Origin of the sequence: Rhodopila sp., assembly GCF_965277825.1 — a bacterium.
Classification (GTDB): domain Bacteria; phylum Pseudomonadota; class Alphaproteobacteria; order Acetobacterales; family Acetobacteraceae; genus Rhodopila.
Map to the genome: position 1 here is coordinate 4,780,606 of NZ_OZ255846.1, position 18,997 is coordinate 4,799,602.

Annotated in this window: 20 protein-coding genes; 7 read left to right on the forward strand and 13 right to left on the reverse strand. The window is 64.8% G+C overall.

All coding sequences use genetic code 11. The features are described 5' to 3' along the window. Window positions 1-3: 3 nt before the first annotated feature. Window positions 4-807, reverse strand: a complete 804-nt coding sequence (locus ACQY4T_RS23000) for an alpha/beta hydrolase-fold protein (protein WP_428535419.1) — start codon at window positions 805-807, stop codon at window positions 4-6. Beyond that, complete coding sequence (locus ACQY4T_RS23005) at window positions 807-1,982, reverse strand: CaiB/BaiF CoA transferase family protein (RefSeq protein WP_428535421.1); 1,176 nt, start codon at window positions 1,980-1,982, stop codon at window positions 807-809. The genes ACQY4T_RS23000 and ACQY4T_RS23005 overlap by 1 nt, the downstream gene beginning before the upstream one ends. A 125-nt stretch (window positions 1,983-2,107) precedes the next feature. Here ACQY4T_RS23005 and ACQY4T_RS23010 point away from each other — a divergent pair, with 125 nt between their 5' ends. Next, window positions 2,108-3,124, forward strand: coding sequence for a zinc-binding alcohol dehydrogenase family protein (locus ACQY4T_RS23010; RefSeq protein ID WP_428535423.1), 1,017 nt, complete (start codon window positions 2,108-2,110; stop codon window positions 3,122-3,124). 317 nt (window positions 3,125-3,441) lie between these two features. After that, a complete protein-coding gene (locus tag ACQY4T_RS23015) occupies window positions 3,442-4,896 on the forward strand; it encodes a hypothetical protein (protein ID WP_428535425.1) in 1,455 nt (484 codons plus the stop codon). A gap of 37 nt (window positions 4,897-4,933) precedes the next feature. Here the strand turns inward: ACQY4T_RS23015 and nadC are convergent, their stop codons facing one another. The 4 genes from nadC to ACQY4T_RS23035 all read right to left on the reverse strand — a co-directional run bounded on the left by nadC (window position 4,934) and on the right by ACQY4T_RS23035 (window position 8,960). Beyond that, window positions 4,934-5,779, reverse strand: coding sequence for a carboxylating nicotinate-nucleotide diphosphorylase (nadC, locus tag ACQY4T_RS23020; RefSeq protein WP_428535427.1), 846 nt, complete (start codon window positions 5,777-5,779; stop codon window positions 4,934-4,936). Beyond that, complete coding sequence (nadA, locus tag ACQY4T_RS23025; RefSeq protein WP_428535429.1) at window positions 5,779-6,762, reverse strand: quinolinate synthase NadA; 984 nt, start codon at window positions 6,760-6,762, stop codon at window positions 5,779-5,781. The genes nadC and nadA overlap by 1 nt, the downstream gene beginning before the upstream one ends. Before the next feature lie 231 nt (window positions 6,763-6,993). Continuing rightward, window positions 6,994-7,623, reverse strand: a complete 630-nt coding sequence (locus tag ACQY4T_RS23030) for an FMN-binding negative transcriptional regulator (RefSeq protein WP_428535431.1) — start codon at window positions 7,621-7,623, stop codon at window positions 6,994-6,996. A gap of 107 nt (window positions 7,624-7,730) precedes the next feature. After that, complete coding sequence (locus ACQY4T_RS23035; protein ID WP_428535433.1) at window positions 7,731-8,960, reverse strand: argininosuccinate synthase; 1,230 nt, start codon at window positions 8,958-8,960, stop codon at window positions 7,731-7,733. Window positions 8,961-9,190: 230 nt separating this feature from the next. On the opposite strand from ACQY4T_RS23035, the gene ACQY4T_RS23040 reads away from it, so the two are divergent. Beyond that, on the forward strand, window positions 9,191-10,411 hold the full coding sequence (locus tag ACQY4T_RS23040) for a glycosyltransferase family 4 protein (protein ID WP_428535435.1): 1,221 nt from the start codon (window positions 9,191-9,193) through the stop codon (window positions 10,409-10,411). Then, window positions 10,408-11,616, forward strand: coding sequence for a glycosyltransferase (locus tag ACQY4T_RS23045; protein ID WP_428535437.1), 1,209 nt, complete (start codon window positions 10,408-10,410; stop codon window positions 11,614-11,616). The genes ACQY4T_RS23040 and ACQY4T_RS23045 overlap by 4 nt, the downstream gene beginning before the upstream one ends. Window positions 11,617-11,717: 101 nt before the next feature. On the opposite strand, the gene ACQY4T_RS23050 is transcribed toward ACQY4T_RS23045, so the two are convergent. Continuing rightward, the gene (locus tag ACQY4T_RS23050; protein ID WP_428535439.1) at window positions 11,718-12,872 is read right to left on the reverse strand and encodes a M23 family metallopeptidase; all 1,155 of its coding nucleotides are present in this window, start codon (window positions 12,870-12,872) and stop codon (window positions 11,718-11,720) included. Between the two features lie 113 nt (window positions 12,873-12,985). Continuing rightward, window positions 12,986-14,173 (reverse strand): serine hydrolase domain-containing protein, encoded by a 1,188-nt coding sequence (locus ACQY4T_RS23055; protein WP_428535441.1) that lies wholly within the window; start codon window positions 14,171-14,173, stop codon window positions 12,986-12,988. Window positions 14,174-14,304: 131 nt separating this feature from the next. Between ACQY4T_RS23055 and ACQY4T_RS23060 the strand changes: the two genes are divergently transcribed. The 3 genes from ACQY4T_RS23060 to ACQY4T_RS23070 are packed head-to-tail and all read left to right on the forward strand — an operon-like array spanning window position 14,305 to window position 16,174. Further along, window positions 14,305-14,949 (forward strand): HAD family hydrolase, encoded by a 645-nt coding sequence (locus ACQY4T_RS23060; RefSeq protein WP_428535443.1) that lies wholly within the window; start codon window positions 14,305-14,307, stop codon window positions 14,947-14,949. Next, on the forward strand, window positions 14,946-15,368 hold the full coding sequence (locus tag ACQY4T_RS23065) for a PaaI family thioesterase (RefSeq protein ID WP_428535445.1): 423 nt from the start codon (window positions 14,946-14,948) through the stop codon (window positions 15,366-15,368). Before ACQY4T_RS23060 ends, ACQY4T_RS23065 begins: the two co-directional genes overlap by 4 nt. A gap of 50 nt (window positions 15,369-15,418) precedes the next feature. Next, a complete protein-coding gene (locus ACQY4T_RS23070; RefSeq protein ID WP_428535447.1) occupies window positions 15,419-16,174 on the forward strand; it encodes an ROK family protein in 756 nt (251 codons plus the stop codon). Between the two features lies 1 nt (window position 16,175). Here the strand turns inward: ACQY4T_RS23070 and ACQY4T_RS23075 are convergent, their stop codons facing one another. From ACQY4T_RS23075 to ACQY4T_RS23095, 5 genes are all read right to left on the reverse strand, one after another. Beyond that, on the reverse strand, window positions 16,176-16,712 hold the full coding sequence (locus ACQY4T_RS23075) for a F0F1 ATP synthase subunit B (protein WP_428535449.1): 537 nt from the start codon (window positions 16,710-16,712) through the stop codon (window positions 16,176-16,178). A 112-nt stretch (window positions 16,713-16,824) separates the two neighbouring features. Then, a complete protein-coding gene (locus tag ACQY4T_RS23080; RefSeq protein ID WP_428535451.1) occupies window positions 16,825-17,424 on the reverse strand; it encodes a F0F1 ATP synthase subunit B' in 600 nt (199 codons plus the stop codon). Window positions 17,425-17,443: 19 nt separating this feature from the next. Then, a complete protein-coding gene (locus ACQY4T_RS23085; protein WP_428488892.1) occupies window positions 17,444-17,668 on the reverse strand; it encodes an ATP synthase subunit C family protein in 225 nt (74 codons plus the stop codon). 76 nt (window positions 17,669-17,744) lie between these two features. Further along, window positions 17,745-18,503, reverse strand: a complete 759-nt coding sequence (locus ACQY4T_RS23090) for a F0F1 ATP synthase subunit A (protein WP_428535453.1) — start codon at window positions 18,501-18,503, stop codon at window positions 17,745-17,747. 12 nt (window positions 18,504-18,515) lie between these two features. Then, window positions 18,516-18,842 (reverse strand): AtpZ/AtpI family protein, encoded by a 327-nt coding sequence (locus tag ACQY4T_RS23095; RefSeq protein WP_428535455.1) that lies wholly within the window; start codon window positions 18,840-18,842, stop codon window positions 18,516-18,518. Window positions 18,843-18,997 lie beyond the last annotated feature (155 nt).

Here is an 18,997-nt window from a genome sequence, read left to right on the forward strand (position 1 = left end):
GGATCACTGCTTGGCCTGGTGCGAAAACAGCCAGTCCCAGACATCGTCGCGGGTGTAGGTGCTGTCCCACACATCGTGGCCGACATCGGGAATCTCGGTGTAGCGGAACGACGGACTTCCCGCCAGCAATCTTGCCATTGCACGATCCCAGTCCAGCGAGACATTGTCATCCTTGGCACCGTGAATCGCCCAGATCGGAACCCGTTGCAGGGCGGTTGCCGCCTGGGCCGGATCGGCGGTGCGCTGCGCGCCGGCCAGCGGCATGCCGGCGGCGAAGATATGTCCCTTGGTACCGGTCAGGACGTTGTAATCCAGCAGCATCTGCCAGGCTCCCATTCCGCCCATCGAATTGCCGGTGACATAGATCCGATCCGGATCCGTGCGGTAACGACCCATTACCTGCCGCAAGGCGGCGATGGTATTGTCCTCACCGCTGTGGCCTTCGCGTTTGCCGCCGAAATTGACCATACGGCCACCGGGGTCGTTGGTCTGATCAAGCATCGGGACGACAACGATACATCGGTGTCGGGACTGGAAATTGCGCGTGGCGAACCATGCGTTGACCTGCTTGCGCAGCGCGTCCGGATAATCGCCCATGTCAAGTTGGTGCAGGTACAGCACCACCGGATAGGCGTGCGTCGGATCGTAGTCCTCCGGCAACAAGACCTCGTAGCGCAGGCCTTTTATGTCGTTACCGATCCAATTTACTGTCTGCGCCGCGGCACGGCGCCAAGCGCCGATGCCGACCGAGGCAGCGCAGCCGATGCTGAGTAATCCAAACGCCAGAACGACCGCTCGGCGTTGCATCAAATCACTCCGCTCTGCCGCCAGGCCTGTCGCTCCGAAGCGGCGAACCCAAGCTCCGCCAGGATCTCATCGGAATGTTCTCCCAGGCCGGGAGCGGGACGCCTCACGCGGCAAGGCGTTGCCGACAGCTTGATCGGAAAACCGAGCATCCGGACGGTGCCATGGTTTGGATGGTCCACGTCGATGATCATGTCCTGAGCCCTGATCTGCGGGTCGTGGAACACCTCGGCCACGCTGTTGACCGGGCCGCAGGGAACCCCGGCGTTATTCAGCACATCCACCCAATGGCTTGTCGTGCCGGCTGCCAATTTGCCGCCGACGATGGCGTTGATCTGCGCCCGATTAGCGACCCGAGCGGATTGGGTGGCGTAGAGCGGATCGGTCTTCAATTCGGGTGCATCCAAAGCATCGGCCAGGCGGCGAAAGAACGCATCGTCGGCCGGCGCCACCGCGATTTGCCCGTCTCGGGTGGAAAACAATCCATACGGCGCGGCGATCGGATGGTCATTGCCGCTGCGTGGCGGCGCGGTTCCGGTCGCGAAGTAATTGGTCGCGATGTACGACAACAGGCTGACCAGGCCGTTGGTCAGGCTGACCTCGGCCCGCTGGCCCTGTCCGGTGGCGCGCGCGTGCGGCACGGTGGCGGCGATGCTGAGTGCGGCGTATAGCCCGGCCACCAGGTCGCTGATGGGCAAGCCTGAGCGCATCGGTGGATCGTCGGAGCCGCCATTGACGCTCATGAAGCCGCTCATGGCCTGGGCGATGAAATCGAACGCGGGGCGATCCTTGTATGGCCCGGTGCTGCCGAAGCCGTTGATCGAGCAGACCACCAGGCTTGGTCGCAACGCTTGCAGCCGGCTTTCGTCGAAGCCCATCCGGGCCAGCACGCCGGGGCGAAAGTTCTCCAACAGCACGTCGGATTGCTCGATCAGGCGCGTCAGTATCGGCTTGGCCTCTGGCTTGCGGAGGTCGAGCCGGATCGAACGTTTGTTGCGGTTGAACTGGGCGAAGTACCAGGACAGGCCGTCCTTGATGGCGCCCTGGCCGCGCACCGAGTCGCCTTCGGGCGCCTCCACCTTGATGACGTCGGCGCCCATGTCGGCGAGCAAGGCGGTGCAGAACGGGCCGGACAGCACGCGGGTCAGATCGAGAACCCTTATTCCGGTCAGCGGCATGGTGTTTTCCCGTCGGTGGATCAGCCATCATGCATCGTTGGTTTTCGCCGTGGGGGCAACCAACGGTCTTGCGGCGTTTTGGTGTTGGCGACATGTGTTTGGCGGACAACAAGGAGGACGCCTTGATGCGCGCCGTTGGTTACCAGGATTCGCTTCCGATCGACGCCGCCGCGGCGCTGGTCGACATCGAGTTGCCGAGGCCCCGGCCGAGCGGGCGCGATCTGCTGGTCGAACTGCGCGCGGTTTCGGTCAATCCGGTGGACACGAAGGTCCGCCGCCGTGCCAAGCCGGACGCCGGGCAGTGGAAGGTGCTGGGTTATGACGGCGTGGGCATCGTTGCCGAAACCGGCGCCGATGCCCGACTGTTCAAGCCCGGCGACGCGGTGTTCTATGCTGGCGACGTGACGCGCCAGGGCACCAACGCCGAATTCCATCTGGTGGACGAGCGTATCGTCGGGCGCAAGCCGAGATCGTTGGATTGGGCGGACGCCGCCGCCCTGCCGCTGACCGCGATCACCGCGTGGGAGGCGCTGTTCGACCGGTTGGACGTGCGCAAGCCGGTGCCCGGCACGGCGAACACCATCCTGATCATCGGCGGCGCCGGTGGCGTGTCTTCGATAGCGATCCAACTGGCGCGGCGGCTGACTGACCTGACCGTCATTGCCACGGCGTCGCGGCCCGAGACCCGCGCCTGGGTGCAGGAACTTGGCGCCAATCAGGTGCTGGACCACGCCAAACCCCTGGCCGGCCAGGTCGAAGCGCTGGGCATCGGGGCGCCGGGATTTGTGTTCTCTACCACCAATACCGACAAGCATCTGGGCGAGGTCGAAAAGCTGATCGCGCCGCAGGGCCGGTTCGCGGTGATCGACGACCCGGTGGGGCTCGACGTGATGCTGTTCAAGCGCAAGTGCGTGTCGGTGCACTGGGAGATGATGTTTGCCCGCTCGACGTTTCACACCGCCGATATGGCGGAACAGGGCGTGCTGTTGAACGCGGTGGCGGATCTGGTCGATGACGGAACAATTTGCACGACCGTCGGTGAGAAGTTTGGCCCGATCAATGCCGCCAATCTGAAGCGCGCGCATGGGTTGATCGAGAGCGGGCGCGCCCGCGGCAAGGTGGTTCTGGAAGGTTTCGCCTGACCAAGCAGCGGGGCGTATAGACGTTGCATCAGACTGAGGTCCGGTAGCGGCGAAGGCGTCGTTTCGATGCCCGCGCGCTCGGGACGTTGACACTGCGCCCCGCGCGTATAACGATCATCTTCAGAATACGGCGGATTTCGCGCTGACCTATCACGTCAGCGGTGAAGTGACGTCGCGATTATTGATGATGCCAGGCGCTAGCGGGACCCATCAGACGTTGACCGCACCGGCGCATGACCACGCTGAACGCGAGGCTGCATCCTGCGAAAGCCAGTGAACAGCCAGCCGCCCATGATTGCACCCGAGGAGAAATCGCAATGCCCAGCCGTGTCCAATTTTCCGATGCCATCGAACCCTTGGTCCAGTTCATCGAGGAAACATCGCCGGCTGAAATCATCGATCAGACCTTGGAGAAACTCCGCGCCGGGGTGCCGACGAAGACCATGCTGACGGCGTCGGCGCTGGCGGTGGCACGTTCGTCAGACCTGCCGCCAGGGCATCATGGCGGTCCGCTGCATCCGCTCGCCGGGATGTACGCGGTGACACAGCTGTCGGGGCGCCTGGACGGGGAACAGCGGTTCGTCCCGGTTCTGCAGCACGTTGCGCTGTCGAACAAACATATCCACCACCCGGCGATGGGGCCATATAGCCTGCTGGAGTTCGAGCCGATCGATTTCGGCGGTGTCGAGGCGACCAAGGAAGCCTTCCTTGCCGCGGTCAAGCGCGGTGAGACCAACAAGGCGGACCATTGCTTTCTGTGGCTGTGGCAAAATGTTCCACCGGTGGAAGCACTTGATCTGCTGCTGAGCGTGGCGATCCCGAAGAACGCGATGGACGATCATTACTTCATTTTTCCGGCTTTTACATACCGAGCACTTGAGTCGATGGAGCCGGGACTTCTGCCGGTGCTGATGCGGCCGGCGGTCCGCTACGTCACGCGCTTCCCCGTCGCTCGGGCGATCCCCGACATCGATGCGGTGATCGGGAAGCACGAACTGATGACACGCGTCACCCGCCAGCGCAGCGGTGAGGATGAAACCGCGCGGATCGGCCGGTTGGGAGAGGCGATTGGGCGGTGCGACAACTACAACGACATTCCAGTGCGGATGGCCGAAGCGCTGGCCGAGGGGCTTTCGCTGGAAGGCGGCGGCGAGGCTCTATCGATTGGTGCCGCCGGGCTGTTCCTACGGTCGCTGACCGGCAACCCGATGGACGTGCATCTGCACACCAGCGCCAACCTGCGGCGCTATCTGCTGCAACTCGACGGCCTCAGCCTACGCAACAAGCTGCTGATCCTGTTGATGTGGCATACCGGGCCGGAAGTGAAATCGACCCAGTATCGGATGGAGCCGGCGCCGCAGCCGGATCCCGCCGCGGTGGCGTCGTTGCCGCATCGCTCGCAGGCGGACCTGCTGGAGGCGATCACCGACAGCATCTATCAGCAGCCGCCGACCGACTGGTCCAAGGTCACCAACCTGGGTTTGATGCGCGCGGTTCCCGAGGTCAAGGGAACGGTCAACCTGGCGCAGCAATATGTCGATCTGGGTTACGACCCCGAGGTTCTGATGCGGCGTCTGGGGGAGATTGTCTGCCACGACAGCTTCACCGAGATGCACGCTTTCAAGCACCATCAGGCGATCGTCGAAGAGTTCCATGCCACACGTGAACCGTGGCGCTGGATGCATCTGGTTTCCGGTGCTCAAGCCGCCGCGATTTCGTTCGGTAAGAACATGGAAATCTACGAGGAGGCGCTGGACCTGCTGCACGCATAGCCGACTTGGCGGCGGCCGATCGGTGGCCGCCGCAACGTCACCCCAGATGGTCCAGCCCGATATCCAGCACTGTGGCGCTATGGGTCAGCCACCCGACCGATAGAAGATCGACCCCGCTGGCCGCCATGGCCGGCGCCGTATCGGGGCGGATACGGCCCGATGCCTCGGTGATGGCTCGTCCGCCTACCATCTCGACTGCCTGGCGCAGCATGTCGGGGCCCATGTTGTCGAGCAGCACGGCGTCGACGTTCAGGGTTAGCGCCTCCTGCAACTGAGCCAGCGTATCAACCTCAAGCTCGATCTTCACCAGATGGCCGACGCCGGCTCGGGCGCGTTCGACCGCGTGGCGCACCCCGCCGGCGATGGCGACGTGGTTGTCCTTGATCAGCACCGCATCATCCAGGCCGAACCGGTGGTTCGATCCGCCGCCGACACGGACCGCGTATTTCTGGGCGAAGCGTAGACCCGGCATGGTCTTTCTTGTGCAACAGACCTGCGCTTGGGTGCCCTCGATCGCATCGGCGATGCCGCGGGTTGCCGAGGCCACGCCGCTGAGGTGGCAGAGGAAATTCAGTGCCGTTCGTTCCGATGTCAGGATGCCGCGGGCCGGACCACTGATGGTCGCGATCCGGTCGCCCTGACGCAGGCGGCTGCCGTCCGGCAGGGTCACGTCGATCTCGATGGCCGGATCGATCAAGCGGAAGGCCATGGCGGCGAAGTCCAATCCCGCCACGACGCCTGACTGGCGGGCGACCAGCGCACAGCGCGCGCGGCTGTCGGCCGGAACGATCGCATCGGTCGTCAGATCGCCGGCACGGCCGAGATCCTCCAGCAGGGCGGCTCGCACCACGGGCTCAATCATCAGCGTCGGCAACGCTTGCATCAGCGCACCTCCAGCATGCGCTCGACCGAGCGCCGGGCGCGTTCGGCCAGGCCTGGATCGATGGTGACCTCTTGCTGCATGGTTTCCAGCGCGTGGCGGATGTTGGGCAGGGTGATGCGCTTCATGTGCGGGCACAGGTTGCAGGGTCGAATAAAGTCGATGTCGGGGTGGTGCACGGACACGTTGTCCGACATCGAGCATTCCGTCAGCAGCACCACGCGGGCCGGCTTTTCGCGGCCGACATAGCTCGACATATCGGCGGTGGAACCGGTGTAGTCGGCCTCGGCGACCACTTCTGGGGGACACTCGGGATGCGCCAGGATGGTGACGCCCGGATAGTCGGTGCGCAGGGCGCGGACCTCGGCGGCGGTGAAACGTTCGTGCACTTCGCAATGGCCGGCCCAGGCGATGATCTTTACATCTGTCTGGGCGGCGATGTTGCGCGCCAGGTATTCGTCCGGCAGCATGATGACCGTGTCGGTGCCCAGCGATTCGACGATCTTGCGGGCGTTGCCTGAGGTGCAGCAGATGTCGGACTCGGCCTTCACCGCGGCCGATGAATTGACGTAGGTGACCACCGGCACGCCGGGATGGCGCTGGCGCATCAGGCGCACGTCCGCCGCGGTGATTGAGGCGGCCAGCGAACAACCGGCGCGGCTGTCGGGGATCAGCACGGTCTTGGTTGGATTGAGCAGCTTTGCCGTCTCGGCCATGAAATGCACGCCCGCCAGAACGATGACCTTGGCGTCGGCCTTCATCGCCTCCCGAGCAAGCGCCAGGCTGTCGCCGACGATGTCGGCCACGCAATGGAAGATCTCCGGCGTCATGTAGTTGTGCGCCAGGATCACCGCGTCGCGTTCGCGCTTGAGCGCCAGGATGGCGTCGATATCGGCGGCGAACGCCGGCCATTCGATCGGCGGGATCAGCGATTTGACCCGGTCGTAGAGCGGCGCGGCACGTTCGAGCACTTCGGTTGCAGGCATCAGCGGCCTCCCATATAATGCTCTTGTTGAGCATTACATGGCTTATGCTAATGCTGAGTATAAGGATGTCAAGTGTGGCGCGTTGGATGACGCGATGGGTTCACCCGCTCGTGTCGCGAGTTCGCGATGGCGGGCGAACGTCGGTCTCGTGCCAGTATAGCTCTTTCAGTGGCCTCCTGATCTCCTACGTCCGCCGCGTAGTTCGGCGAACTGCACCAGGGACGCGGCGGGTCAGGATGAAATCGCGCGCGCCACCGCGTCGGCCAAGGCAGGCTCTCCGTCGCGCCGCAACCCGTCGATGGTGCCTTGCTGGTCCGCCGCGGGCCGATTCTGGCTCATTTTGACCTTGCCCTCCAGGCGGGCGATCGGCAGCGCGATACCGATGATGGCGCGCAGCATGCCCTGGACGAAATCGGCGGGCGCGTCGGCCACGGCCCAGGGCTGCGCCCGCTTTGCTTCATGCCGGTCGGTCAGCCGCGTTACCACCGCCAGCAGCCGGTCGGGATCGTCGAACACTTCCAGGCTGCCATAGGCATGGATCGCGGCGTAGTTCCAGGTGGGGACGACCTTTCCGTGCTGCTGCTTCGCGGCATAGTAAGACGGCGTGATGTAACCGTCCGGACCTTGGAAGACTACGAGCGTCTGGAGGCCGGGGTCGGCGGTGCGGGCGTGCGGATTGGCCTTCGCCAGGTGGCCGATAAGGGTGCCGTAGGGTGCCGGATCGGGATCCAGCATCAGCGGCGCGTGGCTGGCGACAAGCCCGTCAGCCGTCATCGAGATTAGCGTCGCGAAACCGTTCCGGCGGATCGCGTCGTGCAGCAGATCGACCCGGGACTCAGCGAAATGGGCGGGGACATACACGGCTGATCGCTCCGAAAGGCGTTCGTCGGCAGACTACTGCAGAATCGGTCGAAGCGAACGACCTAATTTCGATCGAATGATCTAGACCATTTGCCGGACGGGCGGAGTCATAGCGCGCCGCCGCGCCGGCCCGCCATCGCCCCAAGCCGCAGCCGCAAGGCGTTGAGCTTGATGAATCCCTGCGCATCGACTTGATCGTAGGCACCCTGGTCGTCCTCGAACGTCACCACTGCCATCGAATACAGGCTGTTCGGACTTTCTCGCCCGATGCAGGTGACGTTGCCTTTGTATAGCTTGAGCCGCACCTGCCCGGTGACGCTGGCCTGGCTGGTATCGATCAGCGCCTGCAGCATCCGCCGTTCCGGGCTGAACCAGAAACCATTGTAGATCAGCTCGGCATAGCGCGGCATCAGGCTATCCTTCAGGTGCGCCGCCTCGCGATCGAGCGTGATGCTCTCGATCGCCCGGTGCGCGGCCAACAGGATGGTGCCCCCCGGCGTTTCGTAGACACCGCGCGACTTCATGCCGACGAAGCGGTTTTCCACCAGATCCAGCCGCCCGATGCCGTTGGCCTTGCCCAGTTCATTCAGCCGGGTCAGCACCGCGGCCGGCGACAGCTTGGCGCCGTCGATCGCGACGGCATCGCCGCTGATGAAGTCGATCGAGATCACGCTCGCCCGGTCGGGCGCGTCCTCCGGACGGATGGTGCGCTGGTAGACGATTTCGTCGGCTTCGAGACCCGGATCTTCCAGGATTTTGCCCTCGGAGGACGAATGCAGCAGATTGGCATCGACGCTGAACGGTGCCTCGCCGCGCTTGTCCCTGGCGATCGGGATCTGGTGCGCCTCGGCGAACTCGATCAGGCGGGTGCGGCTGGTCAGGTCCCATTCGCGCCACGGGGCGATGATCTTGATGTCCGGCTTTAGGGCGTAATAGCTGAGTTCGAACCGCACCTGATCGTTGCCCTTGCCGGTCGCGCCGTGGGCCACCGCATCGGCGCCGACCTGTTCGGCGATTTCGATCTGGCGCTGCGCGATCAGCGGACGCGCGATCGAGGTGCCGAGCAGATACTGCCCCTCATACAGGGTATTGGCGCGAAACATCGGGAAGACGAAGTCCTTGACGAAGGTCTCGCGCAGGTCGTCGACGAAGATTTCCTTGATCCCGAACATCTCGGCTTTCTTGCGTGCCGGTCCGAGTTCCTCGCCTTGGCCAAGGTCGGCGGTAAAGGTTACCACCTCGCAGCGATACGTCGTTTGCAGCCAGCGCAGGATCACGCTGGTGTCCAAGCCACCCGAGTAGGCGAGAACGACTTTTTTCACATCCTTCACGGCCATGGCGTAGGAGTCTCCAGGTCTTCCGCGCCGGAAGTAACCCCGGGGCGCGGCTCGCGCAAGCTGCGAAGCGACCCGATGCCGACCGTCAGGGGCCGTTCAGCGATCGATCGGATGATCGCCATAGATCGACTAAACGCGCGACGCTGTTCATCGATCAAATGCTGACGCCGAATCGCTGAATTCCCGGCTTTCTTAAGCCGTTGTTAACGCAAGCCCGCGACAGTCCGGGCATGCCTCCCCCTGCTGTCCCGAAGGCGCTTGCGCAGTCCACGCCGCTCAGGCTTTGGCGCAGCCTGCCCGCCGGGGTCCGACGGCGCGCCCTGGCCAAGACGACCGGCTGGCTAGCTCCAAAGGTCTCGCCTCGGCCGACGCAGGCAGCCAACGGGATCGTCGTCGCGGGAGAGCTAAGCCGAGCCTCCGGTATGGGCGAAACCGCCCGGCTCATGGCGGTGACCGCACAGCGTCTGGGCCTGCCGGTGTGGACCGTCAATGTGCCACCTCCGGTCGATGCCCGGCGCGAGGTCGAGGTCGTTGCATCCGGGTCCGCGCCGCCGCTTGTTCCGCTGGTGCTGCACATCAATGCCCCGCTGCTGCCGCTGGCGCTGCTGCGGCTGCCGTCGGCGCTGGTGCGCAATCGTTGCGTTATCGGCTACTGGGCCTGGGAACTTCCCGAGGTGCCACCTGAATGGCGGCCGGCGCTGGCCTGTGTGAACCAGGTCTGGGTGCCGTCGCGCTTTACGGCGGCGGTGCTGGAGCCGTTGCTGCCCGGGCGGGTCCGCGTGGTGCCTCCGGCCCTGGCGGTCGCACCGCCGGTGGCGTCCGAGCTCGGCCGGGCCGCGTTCGACCTGCCGCAGACGGCGGTGATCGTGCTGGTTTCGTTCAACCTCGCATCCTCGTTTGCCCGCAAGAATCCGTTCGCCGCGATTGCCGCGTTCCATGGCGCGTTCGGCGATCGGGCCGATCGCATCCTGCTGCTGAAGGTCGCTCATGCCGATCACGCACCGGCCGACTTCGCGCGGCTGACGCGAATGGTGCGGGGACAAAACATCCGGCTGGTGACCGAGACGCTGTCGCCGGCCGACCGCCACGCGCTGACCGCATGCGCCGACATCGTATTGTCGCTGCATCGTGGCGAGGGATTTGGCCTGGTGTTGGCCGAGGCGATGTTGCTGGGAAAGCCGGTGGTCGCCACCGGCTGGTCCGGCAACACGGACTTCATGGACGGCACGAATGCCGCCTTGGTCGGCTACCGGCTGGTCCCGACGCGCGACGACCGGTCGGTCTATCGCGGTGTCTGGGCCGAACCGGACGTGAGCGAAGCGGCGGGGCTGCTGCGCAGGCTGGCGGATGATGCGGACCTTCGCCGTGACCTGGGTCGTCGCGCCCGCGCCGCCATCCTCGACCGATTGGACGGTCGGGCGCTGATCGCGGCGCTGGAAGGTCTCAGATGAAAGTCCTGGTCTGGCAATGGGGGCGGCGCGGGGCCGGGCCTCGGTTCGGTGCCTGTCTTGCCGAGGCGCTGCGCGGCCGACCGGGCATCGACGTCACGCTGTCGCTGTGCGCCGACGCCGAGATCATGGCCGGGCCGAACCCGCCGCGCTGTGAGATGCCGGTGCGGACCTACCGGGGCTTGGGGTCGTTTCTGCTGCGTCTGCTGACCGCGCCGCTGGCACTACCGTTCCTGCTGGCCCGGTTGCGGCGGTTCATGCCGGACTTGGCGATTTGCGCCATGCCGGGGCCATTGGACGTGCTGATGGGGGTCGCGCTGCGATTGCTTGGCACACACCTGGTCGTGGTGGTGCATGACGCCGATGCTCATCCTGGCGACGGGTTTCCATTACAAATGCAACTACAGCGGCTGCTGTGCCGCCTGGCCGACGGACTGGCCGTGCTGTGCGCGCCGGTTGGCGAGCGCCTGCGGCAACAGCGATTGGCAGGAAGCGGTCGGCGCAAGCTGATCGCGTTCCGGCACCCCCCGTTCGGCTTCGCCATGCCGCCGGTCGAACGCCCGGATTCGTCCCGACGACTGCTGTGTTTCGGGCGCATGTTGCCATACAAGGGACTGGATCTGCTGGCCGGCGCGCTGGCCGCGCTACCGGTGGACCGGTCGATTTCGGTCCGCGTCGTCGGCCACGGCCCGGAATCGGCGGCGCTGGACGCCTTGCGGGCCTGCCCCGGCGTAACCGTCGAGAACCGCTGGGTACCCGAGATCGAGATCGGCGCGCTGCTCGCCTGGTCCGACGCGATGATCCTGCCGTATCGCGAAGCCAGCCAAAGCGGCGTCGCCGCGGCCGCGCTCGCGGCTGGGCGGCCGGTGATCGCAACCGAAGTCGGCGGCTTGGCGGAACAACTCGCTGACGCGCAACAGTTGTTGCTGTGTGAGCCGGATACGACCAGCCTGGCCGGCGCTATCCGCCTCTGGCTCGGTGCACCGGCGCCAGTCGCCCCGCCCGTCGACGCGGCCCTGGCCTGGCGTGAGGCGGCGTCAGCGTTGCTGCAGGCGATCGACACGGTGCTGCCGCCGAAGCCACGCCGGGCCCGCGGCAATCTGAAAACCGCGTTTGGCAGCGCTCGGTTCGCGATTGCAAACCCCGCGCTTCGCGCCTCCTCCGCCATTGCGACGAGCATCAGCGATGCGGCGATCCCCCGGCAATAAGAACTTTCACCGTGCGCGAATCGCGCGGTCAAACAGGGACCAAAACGCCGCCAACCGGTGGCCGGCCCGCTCGCACTGGCACGGCCGGCCCGACTGCGGCGTCACCGCCGATCGAAGCGGAACACCTGGCCCTCAGCCGGCATCCTGTTCTCCTCCAGGACAGGCGTCGGCCGAACCACCGTCAGATTGCCGCCCGCCTCATATCTTTCGTTGGTTTCATTCGCCGTGCCGCTTACTCGGCCCTGCACGATTTGCCGATCGAACACGAAGGGTAGCCCGATCGCATTCAATGCCGACGGACGGTCCATCACCTGGAAATGCAGATGGGGCGCGGTCGAGCTGCCGGTATTGCCCACCTCGCCGATCTGCTCGCCACGCCGCAGCCGCGTCCCGGCCACGATCCGCCGCGGAATGCTGCCGGTGCGAAAATGGGCATACAGCACGTAATGCTGCCCGCCGATGTCCTCGATGATGTGGTTGCCGGCCGCGTTCTGCGCGGTCACCCCCTTCACCTCACCCGGAACCTGCTCTGCCATTCCATCGACCCGCTCGACCACCACGCCGGCTGCCACCGCAAACACCGGAGCGCCCAGGAAAGGCCACGAACCCAGCTCCTTGACCGGTCCGGTGCAACAACCGTCATGCCCATTGAGTTGAACGAAATCGATGGCGAATTGTTCCGGCGGTCGCAACGCGCCGTTCACCGGCAAAGTCGCGCCGCGATGCGGGCTGATAACCTCGCAACAGCCGTTGCCATCCCACCAGTTCTCCCCCACCAGTGGCGGCGCGATGACCACCGGAGCCTCACAGCCGACCACGATCGGATCGATGTCCTCCACCAGCCGCCGATCGTCGCCAGGGAACGCGATCGATAGCCGGTGCGACAACAGGCGTGGCACCTCAGCCAGCGTGCGATAGCGGACATCGAAGAACATGATCCCCGAGGCACCCCCCAGCAGCCGCCTGGTGTTCGCCGAGTTCACGCCACCCTCGGGATGGAACGGCCTCACCGTCCCGGTGATGTCCTTGCCGTTCATGTCCAGCACCAGGTTGGTCCCGGTCGCGGCATCGGCGTGCAGGAAATCAGTCGGAGCGATGGCTTCCAGGTTCGCCGCATCACGGCCGACGTTCGTGACCTGCGCCGCATAGGCCAGATGAACAAATCCGTCGGTCGCCGCCACCGGGGTCACCTCCGGTTGCAGCACCCGCAACGTAACCGGTGTGATCTGCGTTGCAAACGTCCCTGTCGCAGGCACGGTTCGGCATCCCTGACCCCTCGCCGCGCCCAGCGTCAGAATGACCATGGCGCCAGCCGCCAGCACAGCGCGAGCCCAAACAGCCACAGATCGGCCGCGCCGCAGCATCGCCTTCAATCCGCCGCCGCCGGTCTCAACCGCCCACCGCCGTCACCGCCGGGCGCGCACACGCTGCCGCTGCCCGCCGCGGGCGCCTGGTCCAGCACCGCGAGCAGCCGGCAGAAGATCCGCACCGGTACGTCCGAGGTGTCCGATCCATTCAGCAGAATCGCGACAGTCTCGTTTCGTTCGATCTGATGAAACACCGCGGCTTCGAAGCCCAGGCCTTCGCCAGTATGGCCCCACCACCCGGCGACTTGGCCCATTCCCAATCCATAGGCATCATAGATCGGGCTACCCGGATCGGCAGCGGTCGCGTGCGCCTCGAAGCGCTGTTTCTGCAGTTCCGGCGGCAACAGCGACCCCTCGGCCAGCGCCGGACCCCAGACGCTCAGATCTCGCAGCGTGGAAACCATCGCCCCGGCAAAACCCAGGCCAGAAAAGCTGATCACGGCCTGCTCAGGGGCTCCGGCATCCGTTTCGCCCTGGTAACCCAATGCGAACGGTCGCGGCAACCGTGTGGCACGCAGGTATTTCGTGCCAGGCAGCACCAGCGGAAGCAGGATTTTGCGCCGCAGCGCCTCGTCGAATGTCGCACCAGTCAGCGCCTCGATCAGCTTGCCGAGAACCAAGGTGTTGGTGTTGCAATACTGATAGCGTGTGCCGGGCTCGAAATTGGTCAACTGGTGCGACGCATCGTCGAAGGCAAATGCCAACAGCTCATCGGTCGTCCATTCGCGCGTCGGATCCGCCCCAAGCGCCGCACGAAAACGCGGGTCTGCAACGTAGTCATACAATCCGCTCGTCATGTCCGCGAGTTCACGCAGGGTAATCTTAGCCCCGTTGGGCACGCCGGAAAGGTATTTTCCTATCGGATCATCCAGGCCGATCGACCCGTTGCCCTCCGCGATCAGTTGCAACAAGACGGTCACTACAAACGACTTGGTGACGCTGCGGATCGCGAAATGGTCGCGTAGCCCCACCGGCCGGGACGCCGCGGCGTCCGCCACTCCCAGCGCCTTTGTCCAATCGCCGTTCTCGGTCCAGATGCCGACCGCGGCGCCAGGCACGTGGAACTCCTGCAGAGCCTCGGTCACAGCATTTTCCAGTTGCGGCGCGCGCGCCGACAAATCGCTGGCGGACAGGACGGCCGGAAAGGCCACCACCAACAAGGCGGCCAATCCGTTGATCGTCAGTCGCATTTTTACTTGCCTTCCCGAAAAGCTCAGTGGACTTTATTCCCCGTAATTTGGCAACTCACCGCGCCGCCATTGCAAAAATACCTGTCGGCCAGCATGATCCTCTTCACGACCACGGGATCGACCAACTATTCATGGCCATTCGCGCTGTCTGCTTCGACGTTGGGGAGACCCTGATCGACGAAACCCGCCACTGGACCGAGTGGGCGAAGTTCCTGGGCGTGCCGGCGCTGACCCTGTTCACCGCGATCGGCGTCATCATGGAACGTGGCCAATCGCTGCGCCGGGTGTTCGAGATCTTCAAGCCCGGCATGGACCCATCGCAGGCCCGCAAGCTTCGCGCCGCGGACGGCTGGATCTACGATTTCACCGCCCAGGACCTCTATCCGGACGCGATCCCCTGCCTGACCCGATTGCAAGCGTGTGGCTACAAGGTGCTGATCGCGGGCAACCAGCCGTCCGCGGCGGCGGCGGCCCTGGCGCGGCTGGACTTGCCGGCCGATGTGATCGCCACCTCGGACGGCTGGGGCGTCTCCAAGCCGGACCCGCGGTTCTTTGCCAAAGTGATCGAGGCCGCCGGCGAACCCGCCGAACGCGTCGCCTATGTCGGGGATCGGCTGGACAATGACGTGTTGCCCAGCCTGGCGGCAGGCATGGTCGCGGTGTTCCTGCGGCGCGGTCCCTGGGGTTGGCTGCACGCCGAACGTCCCGAGATTGACCGAGCGGATATTCGCATCGACAGCCTGCTCGACCTGCCGGACCGGCTCGGGGCGCTATGAGCTTCGATCCCGCCGCTGAAGGCTGGCGCGCACTGCCGGGCGCCGCGATGCCCGGCGGCCTGGGCGTGCCATGGGCCAAACGATCGGAGGGAAACTGGCTCTACGGTCTGCTGACGGACCCGGAACATGCCAATCCGGCCGGCGTCGTACACGGTGGCGTGCTGATGGCATTCGCCGATCATGGGCTCAGTTTCATTGCCTGGGAGGCAGCGGAGCGGGCGCCCTGCACGACGATCCAACTCAACACGCATTTCCTGGACGCCATCCGGCCGGGCGAATTCATCGAGTTGCACGGCGAGGCAACGCGTCGGACCCGCGGGCTGGTGTTCGTGCGGGGCATCCTGGTCGCGCGGCATGACGACAAATTACGTGATGTGGGGGCGGTTGACGGTATCTGGCGGGTGCTTCGGCCGGGGTGACGCTTCGCATCGGTCGACGTGGGCCTTCGGTCAATCAGGAAGGATGAGTCATGGACATCGATCCGGATTCGCCAAGGAGACGGGGAAAACTGACATTGGCGATCGATATCGGCGGGTCGCGACTGAAAGCCGGCGTGCTCGATCAGAACGGGACGATGGCTGCGGGTCCCAACCGGGTCGACACGCCAGCCCAGCCGACGCCGGCGGCGGTGGTTGACGCGCTGATTGGGCTGACCGGTGCGATGGGCGCTTTCGATCGCATTTCGGTCGGGTTTCCGGGGGTGGTGCGGGGCGGAGAAGTGCTGACGGCGCCCAACCTTGGCACACCCGCATGGCAGCACTTCCAATTGACCGCGACGCTGACCGACCGACTGGGCAAACCGGCTCGGATGCTGAATGACGCCGAGGTGCAGGGGCTGGGCGTGATCCGCGGCAAGGGCCTGGAATGCGTGCTGACCCTGGGCACCGGGATGGGCTTCGCGCTGTTCCAGGACGCCCGCCCTGCCCCGCACCTGGAACTGAGCCAGCATCCGATCCACAAGGGCAAGACCTACGACCAGTTCATCGGTTCGGTGGCGTTCAAGCAGGTGGGGCCCAAACGCTGGAACCGTCGGCTACAGCGGGTGCTGGGGTGCATTACCACACTGGTCGGCTTCGACACGCTGGCGATCGGCGGCGGCAACGCGAAGCACCTGACCCTGGAGTTGGCGCCCAATATCCGTCTGGTATCGAATGAGGCGGGAATTACCGGCGGCGTGCGGCTTTGGGATAAAGCCTTGGATGCGGTTTTCCAGGCTGCGGAATAGGTCAGTGGGCAGTTTCACCAATTCGTGCGGTGCCGCGCGCCGCCAGCGCTGCTGGCAGTTGCGTGATGGCGTGGTCGATCAGGCCGGAATCCGCCTCGCCGGTCAGACCCTCGGTGAGCACCTGACGCGCCGCCGTGGTGGCAATCTCGACCGCCGTCAGCCGGACGTCATCGACGGCTGCCTTTTCAGCGGCGGCGATCCGGTCGATCGCCATCTGCTCGCGGCGTTTGGCCGACGCCTCGGCCTCGGTGGCGGCGGCGGCGGTCACCCTGCCGGCTTCGGCATGGGCCCCTTCGATCATCGCCTTGGCATCGGCCAATGCGCTGGCACGTTGCTTCTCGGCATCGCGCAACATGGACTCGGCTTCGCGCCGAAGCCTGGTGGCTTCCTCGATCTCGGCCTTAACCGCCGTAGCCCGAGCGTCCAACAGGCCGGCCAGAACCCCCCAAAGCCGTTTACCGAACAGAACAAAGAACAGGATGAAGGCAAGAACCACCCAGTTCCTTGGTTCGGCGAAGAAGCCCGGCTCGTTTGTCATGATCCTCCGCTCCCGCTGGACGAATTTCAGCCTGACCAAGCTTGCTGAAATTGGTCCAGCCATCTGTTGGTTGCGCGATTAGGCGCGCAGGAGACGTTTCACCCAGCGCGATCTAGTCGATACCGCGGGCGGTCAGGACCGACCCGATGGCGTTATCCAGTCGAGCAGTGTCGGGCGCCGATCCCGTCAGCCGGGTGACCACCGTGGCGGCGGTCTCCGTTGCCACCTGTCGCAGCGCGCGCATCGCCGAAGCACGCGCCGCGGCGATCTGGGTCTCCGACTCCTTCAGCCGGTCTTCCAGTCGGGCATTCAACGTCTCGGACTGCACCGCGGCGGCTTTCTGGGCGTCTTCCAGAGCCGCGTTGATTGCTGCCTGAGCTTCGGCGCGTGCTTTCGCGGTTGCCTCATCGGCTTCCGTCATACCTGCGTCTGCGCCGGCCTTGGCGGCGCGCGCCTCGTCCAGATCCTTGGCGATTTTCGTCGCCCGCTCCTCCAACACCGTCGCCACCCAGGGCAGGCCGGTGCGGGACAGCAGGTAATACAGCAACGCGAAGATGATTGCGCCCCAGACCACCTGACTGAGCGTCAGCTTGGTGGAGAAGTCGAGCTGAGGCATGCCCTCTGCCCACGCGCCGGTGGGCAGCATCAACAAGCCGGCTGCGGCAATCAGAACGCTTCCGCGATACCGCTGCACAGCCTTCATCGGCCGCATGCGCATGCGTCCGTCTGCCTCAGACGAAGAGGATGATGAAGGCGATGACCAAGGCGTACAACGCCACGGCCTCGGTCAGTGCGAAGCCCAGGATGGCGAGGCCGAACACCCGATCGCGCGAGGCGGGATTGCGGGCGACACTGGTCACCAGCGAGCCAAAGATCGTGCCGATGCCGATGCCCACCCCCGAGAGTGCGATCACGGCAAGTCCGGCACCAATCATCTTGGCGGAAGCGACATCCATAGTCTGAATTCCTTTCAATTATCCGGTCGCGCGGGCGGAGAGCTCCGTCCGGTTGTTCAGGGTTGCTAGAGGGGTTTCAGTGCAGGTGAACCGCGTCGTGCAGGTAGATGCAGGTCAGGATCGCAAACACATACGCCTGCAACGTCGCCACCAATATCTCGAACCCGATCAGGATGGTGTTGAGCCCGAAGGCCAGAAGCGCCGGCAAGTAGCCCAACCAGCCAAGCCCACCCAACATGACGATGAAAGCACCGAATACTTCCAGCATCACATGGCCGGCCATCATGTTGGCGAACAGGCGAACCGACAACGAGATGATGCGCGAGAAGTAAGAGATCACCTCGATCACCACCAGCAGCGGCGCCAGTGCCACAGGGATTCCCTGCGGCAGGAAATAGCTGAAGAAGTGCAGCCCGTGCTCCCTGAGCGCAACCACTGTGACCAGGATGAACACCAGGAGCGTCAGTCCCAGCGTCACCATGATGTGGCTGGTAAAGGTAAAGAAGTATGGGAAGACGCCGAGCAGGTTGCCGAACAGGATGAAAAAGAACAGGGTGAACACCAGCGGGAAGAACCGACGGCCCTCCGGACCGATGGTCTCGGTGCACATCGACATGATGCTTTCGTAGCCCAGTTCCGCGGCCGCCTGCATCCGGCCCGGCACCATCGCCCTGGGCTTCATGCCAATCCACAACAGCCCCAGGATCAGCACTCCGGCTACCACCATCATCAGGTTCGACTGGGTGAAGTTCACCGAGGCACCGATCGGGCCCAGAGACGGATGAAGCTGGAACTGCCCCAGCGCGTCGATTTTGCTTGAACCCTCGGCCGCCACGCGGTTCTGCTCCTACTTTCGACCCGATCCAGAGTCCTTCGGCACGAAGACGCGCCAAAGGTTGATAATACCCGCCGCACCGCCCAGGGGAACGAACACCACCGTCAGGATCGGCGTGGTGTGGAACAGCCGATCCAGCCCGTACCCGATGGCGACTGCCACCACAAGGGCCGAAACCAGCTCGATCCCCACCCGCATGCCGATCGACCACGGTGAACCGCCGAGCCCGCCCTGGACCGCCGGGTCTGGCTTCGGCGGGGCGTCGAGGCCCTGCTTGCTTCGGGCGGCTTGCAGACGCGTCTCGAAAGAGTTGTCCGGGCCGCCGGTTTCCTGACTCATGCTCGTCCCTGGCAACATTACGTGCCGGAAAGCGGGGGCTTGCTACCCACGGGGGGTGCGGGTGTCAAGAACGCCTGCCGATTTAGCCGTCAGAACAAAACCTCATGTCGCTGATGCGCCGTCGTCGGATGAAGTTGCGATGAACGTGCGACCTG